Annotated in this window: 15 protein-coding genes and 1 pseudogene; all 16 read right to left on the bottom strand. The window is 48.1% G+C overall.

Features of this window, described 5'->3' with window-relative positions:
• Positions 1-8: 8 nt before the first annotated feature.
• Positions 9-218 (bottom strand): hypothetical protein, encoded by a 210-nt coding sequence (locus ACO4XG_RS10725; protein WP_485129744.1) that lies wholly within the window; start codon positions 216-218, stop codon positions 9-11.
• Positions 219-242: 24 nt separating this feature from the next.
• Positions 243-689 carry a flavodoxin family protein gene (locus ACO4XG_RS10720; RefSeq protein ID WP_485129743.1) on the bottom strand — a complete coding sequence of 149 codons (447 nt, stop codon included), beginning with the start codon at positions 687-689 and terminating at the stop codon, positions 243-245.
• A 15-nt stretch (positions 690-704) separates the two neighbouring features.
• Positions 705-1,694, bottom strand: a complete 990-nt coding sequence (locus ACO4XG_RS10715; RefSeq protein WP_337462631.1) for an aldo/keto reductase — start codon at positions 1,692-1,694, stop codon at positions 705-707.
• A gap of 11 nt (positions 1,695-1,705) precedes the next feature.
• A complete protein-coding gene (locus tag ACO4XG_RS10710) occupies positions 1,706-2,527 on the bottom strand; it encodes an SDR family NAD(P)-dependent oxidoreductase (protein ID WP_485129742.1) in 822 nt (273 codons plus the stop codon).
• Complete coding sequence (locus ACO4XG_RS10705) at positions 2,524-3,009, bottom strand: flavodoxin (RefSeq protein ID WP_485129741.1); 486 nt, start codon at positions 3,007-3,009, stop codon at positions 2,524-2,526. The genes ACO4XG_RS10710 and ACO4XG_RS10705 overlap by 4 nt, the downstream gene beginning before the upstream one ends.
• A 13-nt stretch (positions 3,010-3,022) precedes the next feature.
• Positions 3,023-3,862, bottom strand: coding sequence for an aldo/keto reductase (locus ACO4XG_RS10700; protein WP_485129740.1), 840 nt, complete (start codon positions 3,860-3,862; stop codon positions 3,023-3,025).
• 15 nt (positions 3,863-3,877) lie between these two features.
• Positions 3,878-4,603, bottom strand: a complete 726-nt coding sequence (locus ACO4XG_RS10695) for a carboxymuconolactone decarboxylase family protein (protein ID WP_485129739.1) — start codon at positions 4,601-4,603, stop codon at positions 3,878-3,880.
• Positions 4,604-4,630: 27 nt separating this feature from the next.
• Positions 4,631-5,671, bottom strand: a complete 1,041-nt coding sequence (locus ACO4XG_RS10690) for an alpha/beta hydrolase (RefSeq protein WP_485129738.1) — start codon at positions 5,669-5,671, stop codon at positions 4,631-4,633.
• An 18-nt stretch (positions 5,672-5,689) separates the two neighbouring features.
• Positions 5,690-6,562: an alpha/beta hydrolase gene (locus tag ACO4XG_RS10685; protein ID WP_485129737.1), complete on the bottom strand. Its 873-nt coding sequence runs from the start codon at positions 6,560-6,562 to the stop codon at positions 5,690-5,692.
• A 14-nt stretch (positions 6,563-6,576) separates the two neighbouring features.
• Positions 6,577-7,260 carry a DUF4405 domain-containing protein gene (locus tag ACO4XG_RS10680; RefSeq protein ID WP_485129736.1) on the bottom strand — a complete coding sequence of 228 codons (684 nt, stop codon included), beginning with the start codon at positions 7,258-7,260 and terminating at the stop codon, positions 6,577-6,579.
• Between the two features lie 21 nt (positions 7,261-7,281).
• On the bottom strand, positions 7,282-7,734 hold the full coding sequence (locus ACO4XG_RS10675; protein WP_485129735.1) for a hypothetical protein: 453 nt from the start codon (positions 7,732-7,734) through the stop codon (positions 7,282-7,284).
• A gap of 29 nt (positions 7,735-7,763) precedes the next feature.
• The gene (locus ACO4XG_RS10670; protein ID WP_485129734.1) at positions 7,764-8,366 is read right to left on the bottom strand and encodes a flavodoxin; all 603 of its coding nucleotides are present in this window, start codon (positions 8,364-8,366) and stop codon (positions 7,764-7,766) included.
• 35 nt (positions 8,367-8,401) lie between these two features.
• Entirely contained in the window at positions 8,402-9,007 is a 606-nt protein-coding gene (locus ACO4XG_RS10665) for a flavodoxin (RefSeq protein WP_485129733.1), read from the bottom strand.
• Positions 9,008-9,124: 117 nt separating this feature from the next.
• The gene (locus tag ACO4XG_RS10660; protein ID WP_485129732.1) at positions 9,125-10,012 is read right to left on the bottom strand and encodes an aldo/keto reductase; all 888 of its coding nucleotides are present in this window, start codon (positions 10,010-10,012) and stop codon (positions 9,125-9,127) included.
• 119 nt (positions 10,013-10,131) lie between these two features.
• Positions 10,132-11,022 carry a LysR family transcriptional regulator gene (locus tag ACO4XG_RS10655; RefSeq protein WP_485129731.1) on the bottom strand — a complete coding sequence of 297 codons (891 nt, stop codon included), beginning with the start codon at positions 11,020-11,022 and terminating at the stop codon, positions 10,132-10,134.
• A pseudogene (locus tag ACO4XG_RS10650) lies at positions 11,012-11,470 on the bottom strand (TMEM175 family protein); the annotation flags it as partial. The gene ACO4XG_RS10655 and the pseudogene ACO4XG_RS10650, both read right to left, overlap by 11 nt.
• Positions 11,471-11,524 lie beyond the last annotated feature (54 nt).

Here is an 11,524-nt window from a genome sequence, read left to right as displayed (position 1 = left end):
GACGCGCCTTATATCCCCAGCCCTAAAGGGCGGGGCTTTACGGCGCATTGGGTAAATGGTTCCATTGTACTTTCCCCCGCCTGCGCTTCTGTTTCCTTTATGTTTTGTTCTGCTTCATCCGCAAGCGCTGAAGATGTCACAGTCTCCTGCTTGCTGCAGGCCGTAAGAGTGCAAAGAACCACAAGGGCAAGCAGGAGTGATAATGTTTTCTTTTTCATATCGACATCACCCCCGCCCACCGATTAATCCACATTTATTTTCTTTGCTTCCTGCGAATTCGTTACCATGCCCTTATAAGCAAACCCATACAAGCCGGCAAAACGGGACATGATAAACTCACATGCTTCAAGCTGCCATTTCTCCGGTGAGGCACCCTGCATGATGAAATACAGATTCTTTCCGCCAAACTCGCCCTGTCCGATCGGTCCGTAGCAACGGTCAAGGAAATTCCTCATTAAACCGCAGATGTTATGCCAGTACAGTGGCGAACCCATGACCACGGTATCCGCCTTGCGGATCGCATCAATAACTTCATTAAACTGGTCATCCGGATATTCCTGACCATAGGAATAGATTTTATAGTCGATGAGATTTAAGGTTGCGTACTCTTTTCCGGTAAGCAGTTCCTTCGCCAGCTTTGCCGTGTTGCCGTTCTTATTCGGACTTGCGTTGATAAACAAAATGCTCATTTTTCGTTTCCTCCATTATTTCCTCACAGGAGAGCCGCCGAATACTGCCGACATCTCCATGTGATTCAGTTTTTCATCAATGCTTATGACCTCTTCCGCTGTCAGGGTGATCTCCACCGCACCAAGATTTTCTCTGATGCGCTCTGCTTTTCTCGAACCGGGGATCGGAACGATATAAGGCTTCTTGCAGAGCATCCATGACAAGGAAATCTGCGCAGGTGTGGCGTTCTTTTCTTCCGCAAGATTTCTGATCAGCGAAAGAAGTTCTCTGTTCTGTTCAAACGCCTCATCAGAATACTGCGGCATAGCACTGCGATAATCCGCTTTATCAAACTGCTCACCCTTTGCAAAGGCATCGGACAGAATGCCGTTGGCAAGCGGAGAAAAGGCCACATATCCGATATTCAGTTCTTCCAGAACCGGGAAGAGGTTCTCATGCCATCTTGCCATCATGGAATACCGGTTTTGAATGCAGGTCACAGGACATACTTCATGTGCCCTTCGAAGATATTCCTCATTTGCCTCGGAAATTCCCCAGTGAAGTATTTTGCCTTCTTTTATCAGGCCAGACATGACGACCGCTACTTCTTCCGGCTCTACATTCGGATCGATGCGGTGCTGATAGTACAAATCTACGTGATCCATACCAAGCCGTTTTAAGCTGCCTTCGATGGATGCTTTTATCGTTTCCGGGCGTGAGTCCAGGACAAGTTGGCGGTTCTCATGCTTAACGCCGCACTTTGTGGCAACTTTTACCTGATTCCGATATGGAGCAAGCGCCTTTCCTACCAACTCCTCGTTGTTGTAGCTGATACTCCCATCTGCCTTTTCACCGATATAACATTCAGCCGTATCAAAGAAGGTATAGCCCATTTCCACAGCCTGCCGAATCGCGTTAATGGCTGTGTCCTCATCTGTTGCAGTTCCGTATGCGTGGGAAAATCCCATGCAACCCAGACCAATAGGCGACACCTCCAGGTCTTTTCCTAAGATTCTGTTCTTCATAAATACCTCCATCAATAATCTGTTGTTATGCTGTAGCTTTCTGTTTTCTCCACTTCTGCAAGGCGGCTCTTAAGCTCATCCCGGATAATCCGTACTGCGTCACTGCCGAGAGGCAGTCTCTTTGGAAGATTCCCTGACGATACCAACTCCACGATCAGTTTTCCGGCCTTATCAGGATCGCCCTTCTGGTCATGATTATTTACCATATTTTCAAGGCGCATCGAACCTACAGACGGCGTATAGTCGGAAATCGCCCGACTCGCCCCATGCAGGGAATCATAGAATGATGTGCGAAATGCCCCCGGCTCTACAATCATCACCTTGATTCCAAGATGCTCGGTTTCTTTCTCTACGGCATCACTGACAAGCTCCAATGCAGCCTTCGAGGCGGAGTAAAAGCCGTTTCCGACTGCTGCCCTTACTGCACCGATAGAAGAAACATTTATGATGATTCCTGAGTTATCCTCCCGCATTTTGGGAAGGCACAGATTCATCAGCTTTACCGGGCCGAATACATTCGTCCGAAACAGCAAATCAATCTCTTCATCTTCACTTTCCTCAATTGCAGCACGATAGCCATATCCTGCATTGTTGACAAGAACATCAATCTTGCCGAATCTGCTGTATGCCTCCTTCACTGCATTCTCCATGCTGTTCCCATCCGTCAGGTCAAGAGGTAAAGCCGCACAGGTATCCGGGTATTCCGTTTCAAATTCCTGTATTTTGGATATATCTCTTGCTGTAACGACAGCCTGATCGCCGGAATGAAGCACTGCCTTCGCTATGCCTCTTCCAATTCCGGTAGAGCAGCCTGTAATAAGCCAGGTTCTCATATTCCCACCTTCGCAAGCCATCTGCTGACTGCCGCCTCGCATCCTCTTTCTGCAGTCTTCATTTCAACAGGCAGTCCTTCGAGAACCGTTGCATTCGGCTCAAGCTCTCGGATGGTCTTATAAGTGCCGCCGTCACCCGAACCCATGTGAGTATTGAATGGAACAATCGTCTTACCGCTGAAATCATATTTGTCAAACAGCGTATAGATGATCATAGGGAACGTATACCACCACATGGGATAACCGATGAAAATATTGTCATACGCTGCGATATTTAATTCGTTCTTGATCGCAGGACGCAGGTTCTCATCATGTTCCTTCTTGGCATAGGCAGCAAGCGCGTTATAGTGATCTCTGTTACTGTCGTAAGGAGTCTCCGGCTCTATTTCAACAAGGTCAGCACCTGCCTGCTTTGCGATCTCCTCTGCCACGGCTTTTGCAGTACCGTAAACGGAAAAGTATAAAACGAGATTCTTTGCCATGATGCACCCCTCCTTAAAGATCCTCTTTCAACTCCATCGTCTGATATGCCGCGATCATCTCCGGTGTTGCCGTATAATAGCGGACTCCCTTATCCACCTTTGCGATTTCTGCCATATCCTCATCAGTCAGCGTAAAATCGAAGATGTCAAAGTTATCACGGATATGATCAGGATTCTTGGAGCCAGGGATCACAACATTTCCGCTTTGAACATGCCAACGAAGAATAATCTGGGCATTTGTTTTGCCGTATTTCTTTCCAAGCTCTCCAAATACAGGCTGTTCAATAAGAGTCTTGTCACCGTGTCCGAGAGGATACCACGCCATAAGTCCCATCCCGGTTTCGGCAAGAATCTTCTTAAGTTCGGTCTGCGGGAAGTAAGGATGCGCCTCCACCTGCACCACCTGGGGCTTAATCTCCATAGTTTCGATAGCTTCACGCAGCAGATCATCCGGGAAGTTGGAGAGACCGATAGCCTTGACCTTGCCTTCTTTATAGGCTTTTTCGATCTGCCTATAACCCTCACGCCAGTTAGCTGTTGGCTGGTGCAGGAAGAGAAGGTCAATGTAATCGGTACCCAGCCTTTTAAGCGTTTCATCTACCGCTGTATCCTTTTCATAAACAGTCGGCCACAGCTTCGTTACAAGGAAAATGCCCTCTCTTGCCACGCCGCTCTTTTTGATACCTCTGCAGGTGCCGCTCTCGTTCATATATCCGTTTGCTGTATCAATCAGCCTGACGCCGCTTTTCAGTGCGCTCTCTACTGCGCTTTCCGCCTCTGCGGGACTCATCATAAACACGCCGATGCCTGCCATCGGCATCTTGATTCCATTGTTCAGTGTAAAGTATTCCATTCTGCTCCTCCTTGATTACTTGAGTTTATTGTACTGTTCATCATCCACCGGCTCACACCATTCAGTCCCGGTGCTCTCTCCGGAAATTTCCTGTGCGATATGCTGGAACCAGCTGTCCTTTGCCGCACCGTGCCAATGCTTCACATTTGCAGGAATATTGACTACATCACCGGGATACAGCTCACGCGCCTCTTTGCCCCACTCCTGATACCAGCCTTTTCCGTAAATGCAGATAAGCAACTGTCCTCCGCCATTGTCCGCATGGTGGATATGCCAGTTGTTGCGGCAGCCAGGCTCAAATGTTACGTTGAAGGTCGGTACCTGCTCCATCGTCAGAGGCTTCAGATAGCTTTGTCCAACAAAATACTGTGCAAACGCCGTGTTCGGCTCACCGATGGGGAATGCAAGGTTCGGCTTCGTATCTTCCTCTCCCCAGACCTCTGCGATCATCGGGAAGGTACTCCAGGCCTTCGGCCACCCACAGTAAAATGCCAGCTGTGTAGCAATTTCGGTTGCTTCTTCCTTTGTCACGCCATGCTCCTTGCCAAGGATCAGATGGCTTTTCAGCTGCGGGTACAGCCCTGCGGAAAAGAGTGCCGCGATCGTGATCATACTGCGGTCACGGAGCGACAGCTGTGATTCCCGCGACCATACCTCTCCAAAAAGGACGTCGTCATTTAATTCGGCGAATTTAGGAGCCAGTTCTCCCAAATGTTCTCTGCCTGCTGTTTGCTTTTTCATATATAGAATTCCTCGCTTTCTTCTGTGTCACATCTGGTCTTCCCAAAATGCCACGGCATCATCGATCCATCCCTCGGCAACAGTTCCTGTTCCAAGTCCGAATCCATGTGGCAGCCCGTCGTAGGAATGGAACTCCGTGGGAATGCCCATCTCAGACATGGTATCCAGTCTTGATTTCATCGTCCGCCAGCTTGCGATACCGTCGCTTGTCCCTACGGCGCTGTAAGTCGGTGGCTCGTAGCCTGTCACTTCCGAAAGTCCGGTGTAATTTACGATGACAGCCGCAGGATGCGGATAGGCTTTCTCTCCGAAATACTCCGTACCGTATGTTCCTACCCAGTCTGCCATTCTTCCGCCTGCCGATCCACCCCAAAGAGAGTAGCCATCCGTATCAACCTGAAGTTCATCTGTATGCCGGGAGATAAAGGCGATCGCTCTCGAAAGATCCTCGCAGGCCGTCTGTGCGCCGGGACGATAAATCAGCGCAAAGGCATTGTATCCCATCTTGGAAAGTTCCAACGCGTGGGGAAAGCTGTCGTGCATCGCACCAACGTAGGCAAAACCGCCGCCGGCGTTTACGATAGCGAACTTTGTGCCGGGATTTCCCTTAAAGAAGAACAAACCCATATCTCTTTTCGCCGGATCTGCAGCCTTTTCCTCTTCCGTATAAATGTCATAAAAGATGGTGTCCCCGTTTTCCGCCTGATTTCTCATGTAATTGCAGATCTCCACTGTCTTATCGGAATCTATGTAGTTGTACCAGGTAAGCGACAGATTGCCGAGTGTGCTACCGCCATAATAGCCGGAGTCCACCGGAAAAATCAGTCTGCCGTAATCGCCAAAAACGGGATCGTTTATCACATCTTCAATTTTTGTATTCGTTGTATAGTGTTCTGTCATAGATTGTTCCTCTGTTTCCTTCTCTGTGTCAGGCATAAGGGACGCTTCATCTGTCTGTACATCCTCATTCAGTCTCGGAACAACCTCTACATCCTGCGAAGAGTCGGCGCAGGAAGAGAAACTGACAGCTAAAACCATCATGAATATCAAAGCCAATACTCTCTTCATGCGCCTGTCCTCACTTTCTTACAAGTTCTTTCCGAAGAATGGAATAATATACTCAAATTCTTCGGAGACAAACGGAGCCAGATCGTACATATCAAAGTGGCTTGCCTCTGGGATTACATACATTTCCTTTGTGTCTGTGGGAACGGCATTGAAAATTTCTTCAGAGGATGGCTTTGACCATGCATTTTCCGCCGTAATCACGCAGTAAGGTTTCTGCATATCCTTCATGATATTGGTGACATTGTACTTCACCAGCTCCAGCTGGCTCCATGCAACGACCTGATTTGACCAGCGGGTATGTGTGCCTCTTGCGCTGTAATAATATGCTGCACCCTCGTCAAGGGCTCTGGGCATGAAGTTCAGATACACCAGCCCGCCTTCGCCCTTGTCATAGGCTTCCTTGGCAGCCTTTACTTCCTCTTCCGGCTTAAAGAAGCCCATCATCGGGGAGGTGGAAATATCGGAAATCGCAGGAACAATAGCTGTAACCGCCTTGATACGAGGTTCCTTGACGCCTGCGACAGACATATAGGAGCCGGAGCCACAGATACCAAGTCCGCCGATACGATCCTTATCCACATAAGGCAGACTGCAAAGATAATCCACTGCGCTCTCAATATCACTTTCCTTGACTTCGGGCAGTTCCTGACCTCTCGGCATTCCTTCGCTCTCGCCAAAATAAGTGCCGTCAAATACCAGCGTCACATATCCGGCTTCTGTCAGTCTCTCGGCATAAACCGACTGCGCCTGCTCCTTGACGGAGAGCATGGGGCCGGTAAGAACGATTGCAGGATAGTCCTTGCTGAGATCAAAGCCATCCGGCAAACGAAGCAGTCCCGCCATCCTTGTGTTCAGTTCCTTGTTTACGAATACGACTTTCTGAGTGTTCATGAGTGTACCTCCTGTTATTGTTTTGATTTAATAATTAGGTGGCTGTCAAACCACTTTAATGCTTTTCCAAGATAATGTCCGCAGAAAACGAACAGTCCCATAATCGCCATGTAATCCATGAAGAAAAAGATGATCGGTTCCGTAGGGTCTAAGAACAGAAAATGTGTCTGTAAAAACAGATACTCTCCAATCTGCCTCCGGATGAGCGCATATACGCCGTATGCCGCTATGGCGATCGCACCAACTCGCAGTACCCAACCAGTTGTTTTTTCCCTGTCTTTGCCTTTTTGCATCGCACCGAGCATCATATTCCAATGCAATCCCAGATGAAGCGACATCAGGATGTAGTTCAGGTACGCGCATACCATGTGTACGCTCCGGGCAATAGAAGCTCCCTGACTGATGTTCAGGAACTTGTACAAATGCTGTGACAGGACGATCCCGCTGACCGCAGACGCAAAAACCAAAACAATCATTAGAAGTACCAAGACTGTCTGAAATATACGGAAAGCTCGGTACTTGCCTTTTAGAAGTCCGCCGAACCATCTGCGATTCAGAATATGATGAACGACAAACAACACAATCATCACGGTTCCGAGGATTTCGTGCGTCAACTCACCGATCAGCGAATATGCCATCAGCCCGATGAGCACAACAGTCATCGCGATATCTATTGTCATTCGCAGTTTCTTCATCATTGATTTCCTTTTCAGCATTTATTACTCATGTCCTCCAAAGAGCCAGTTCATGATGTCCTCTTCGCGGGCAAAGTATCCTCCGCCGGAATAGCCGTTAAGATAAACCTTCTCGGAGTCAATGTTATAATGCCCTATCAGGTATCTGGTAAGTGCAACTGTCTGTCTCGCAGATGTTTCTTTCCAGTCATTCAGCTGCGGAGCGGCGATGATCATTCTCTCGTTATATTTCTGTGCGAGGGTTCCGTAATCTTCCGTCTGGATATTCGCGCCGACGCCTTGGAAATACAATCCTCCGTAACCAGGCAAAGTCACGAACAGCGCATATGATTCGGAGCCGTCGTAGCTCTCCGGCATGTACAGCCCGAAATGGATATCTCCGTCATTTTCACTGTGCAGTACATTGTCGAAGAGAAAGCCTCGAATATACTCGTCTCCGAAGTCGATTTCTGTCGGCGCCGGGATTTCGTTCTCCATGCCGATGACGCCTGTCTGCACGAAGTCAGTTATTCCAAGTCAAGCCCTCGTACCCATTCTCTGACGCTATCCTCGCTCGGCTTTTCATTGAAGCGTATACCTTCCATCCAAGTACCGGTTCCTGCCATCTTTTCCAGAGTGGTTCCGCTGTCTCCCAGGCCTGAACTTGTGGAAGTACAGAAGGGAACCACTGTTTTCCCGGTGAAATCGTTGTTTTTAATAAAGTTGTTTACCACCCAAGAAGCCTCGCGCCACCAGATGGGGTAACCGAACAGCACCACATCATACTCGTCCCAGTTTGGCACATCTGTAGAAACCAATTCGATATCTTGAAGTGAGGTGTCGTCATGCTCCTTATTTACCCGGCTTGAACGGTCTCTCCAGTTCAGGTCATCATCGGAGTAAGAATCGACAGGAACAATCTCAAAGGTGTCAGCTTTCAATTCGTCTGCAACAAAATCTGCAACTCTCTTCGTATTGCCGGAGCCGGAATAATAAACCACAATTGCTTTTCCGGTAAATTCCGTTTCGCTTTTTCTGGCAGATTCCGAATTGTTGTTGTTTGAAGTTCCACACGCCACCAATGTAAGCATCATTACGATGGTTAATAGAACAGGCCATATTTTTCTCATTTTTAACCTCCTTGGCATATCAGGGCATACGCATCTCAGTAATCCAAACCCTGAACCCACATACGGACATCATTTTCCGAGCCGTCCACATTGCCACCGCGTATCGATAAGGCATCATCGGATCTGACGGTCGCACCGGTGGCCAAACGTTCTACTGTCGGCAGAGCATTCGCCCCATTTGAACTTCCTTCGTAAGAGAAAAACGGAATGATCGTCTTGCTGGAGAAATCGAAGTTTTCAAGGAATGTCCACATAGTCATCGGAAGATCGTACCACCAAACCGGAAAACCAAAGAATATGGTATCGTACTCTGACATCTGTTCCGGTGTAATATCCACTACTATTTCCGGACGAACACCATCGTCCTGCTCCTGCTTGGCGCGGTCGGCTGTAGCATTGTAATCCTCCGGATACGGATCTGCCGCCATCACACGATATAGGTCACCGCCTGTCTCATCAGCCACCCAGTGCGCCATGCTGTCCAAATGACCCGACCATGAGAAATAAACGACAAGTATTTTATTTGTATCCTCCGTATTTATATCTGAGCTATCCAATTCCTTGCTGCCGTCCTGCGGTTCTGTTGCTGTCTTCTCAGATTCAGATGTTATCTCTGAATCATTCTCCGTTTCAGACTGCACACTTACCGTCTGGTCGTTTGTACCATCCGATTCAGTCTTACTGGAACTTCCGCACGCTGTCAGCGCAATGATCATTACGAATGCGAGAATTACAGCGAAGAAACTTCTTTTATTTTTTTACCATGCCTTTTTCTCCTCCTCGCTCCTATGCTTGGTCTTACGCTCCTCGACCGTCTTCACAAACCACTCCACCATGTTAGGGTCATAGTGTGAGAAGAAAGAGCTCTGTTCCTTATCAAGTGAGGCAATCTTCGCCATATCCTCATCAGTAAGGGAAAAGTCAAACACATTGATGTTCTGAATCATACGCTCATAATGCGTGGACTTCGGAATCACCACCGTATTTCTCTGGATATGCCAGCGAAGGATGACCTGCGCCGTGGTCTTTCCGTATTTCGCACCGATCTCTGCAAGCGTCGGATCCTCAAACAGACCATTCCTGCCCTCACCGAACGGAGCCCATGCCTCGTGCTGGATCTGATACTTATCCATCCACTTTTTAGCTTCTGTCTGCTGATTATGCGGATGGGTTTCCACCTGATTCACCATCGGAGCGATACGGGCGAAAGACGCGATGTCTACCAGTCTGTCGGGATAGAAGTTGGAAACGCCAATAGCACGGAGCACGCCTTCCTCATACAGATCCTCAAGGGCATGCCATGCGCCGTAGTAATCCGAAAAAGGCTGATGCAAAAGCATCAGGTCAATATAATCGGTTTTCAGTTTCTTCAGAGATTCTTCTACAGACCTTTTGCAGGCATCATACCCGTAATGCTCCACCCACACCTTGGTGGTCAGGAATATTTCCTCACGGGGAACGCCGGACTTCTCGATTGCCGCACCGACCTCTTCTTCATTAAAATAACTCTGAGCCGTATCAAGGCTGCGGTATCCTGCTTTCAGCGCATCCAGTACGTATCTTTCGCACTCATCCTTTGTCACCTGATATACGCCATAGCCTAAGATCGGCATCTTGATTCCATTAGAAAGTGTTACATATTCCATCGTAAAGTCCTCCTGTCAAAAATAGCGGTTTATTCCTTAACCCTGTTTTAAGTATAAGAAAAAGAGACCTCAACCAGAAGTCTCTCTTTGGAACGAAGTTTATATCAAAAGGTATAAACTTAAACGATCTCTTTTAATGCTTTTAGGAATTGTTTCACTTTTTTATCCGGAGTTCTGGAGTACATCAAACCGTATGGCATATCATGCTTCCAGCCCATGCGGACAGTCTTTAGGAGTGGGTGTACTGTTTTCCATCGCTCAGTGGTAATAAGAAGCCTGCCGCCGTTCTCACATTCATTGAAAACACCTGTGTTATAGAGCGGAAAATCTACGATTTTTACCTGCGGATGATTGGCGACAAGGTATTCACGCAGTGCATCCATGCTGCCCATACTGCCCGGGGAGAGCATCATTAGTTCCTGCCCATACAGATCTTTGATTGCCAAGCGTTTTTTCTGTGCAAGAGGATGATTGACCGAAAAAGCCACGCATAGCTTGTCCCGGGTCAGTTCAATGCCATTACATTTGCGGTACTTTAATAGTTCCTCATCGAACAGACCCGCGACCACACCGATGGTTTCGCCGAGATTTTTCAGGATCATCCGGGCATTCTCAGGCGTATTATCGAAAGGTACAAGCTGGAATTTCAGCCCCGGCAAGATATCGGACAGTTTCGGCCATAGTTCCACAAGTACTTCCGCAGGTGTCATAGGCGACGTGCCGATGCGGATAATGCGTCCGTCACTCTTCATGGAAGAGATGGCTCTTGATGCGGCTTCACGGCTCATCCTGATCAGTTCCGGCGCATCCTTCTTTAAGGATTCACCGGCTTTTGTCAGCTTTAACCCTCTGTGTGTTCTTTCAAAAAGACGAACGCCAAGTTCATCCTCTAAGAGATTTATCTGCTTGATGACCGCAGACGGCGTGATGTACTTGGCTTCGGCCGCTTTGGAGAAGCTCCCAATCTCCGCCACCTGCAGGAATAAATCCAGATGTGGATCATACAGCATCGATCTCACCTCGTTTCTTGTTTTTTCGATTCACTATATGTGGAAGGAAGGTCACCACACACCCTGCCAGAATAACTGCAAACATGGTAATCGGCGGATAAACAAAGATCGCAAGAACAATGCCAATCGCCTTAATGATCAGGTCAGCCGCAACGATTTTCCGGGAACTATAGTCCAACGCGCTCGTCGAACCATTAGCCCTTGCGACCGCTCGCGCAAGCGCCATGTTGGATAGTGAAACACATATCACCACCACGCTGTAAAGCATCTGCGCAAAAAGGCTTGTAAAGTGATCACTAACAAAGGATGTTACATATGGGAAGAAGGAGGCAAAAAACAGCATGATGATGCTCCACCAGAGCACCTTGTTGTCTATCTTCTCGATCCTGCTCCACTGGTTATGGATATTCACCCACATAGCGCCAAGCCAGAAGAAGGAAACCGTATAGGAGAGAGTTTTAAGTAACTAATTATATAAATAAAGGTACTCGTCAGTGATACA

The organism is Stomatobaculum sp. (assembly GCF_057248925.1).
This window is presented reverse-complemented; position numbering and strand designations above follow the sequence as displayed.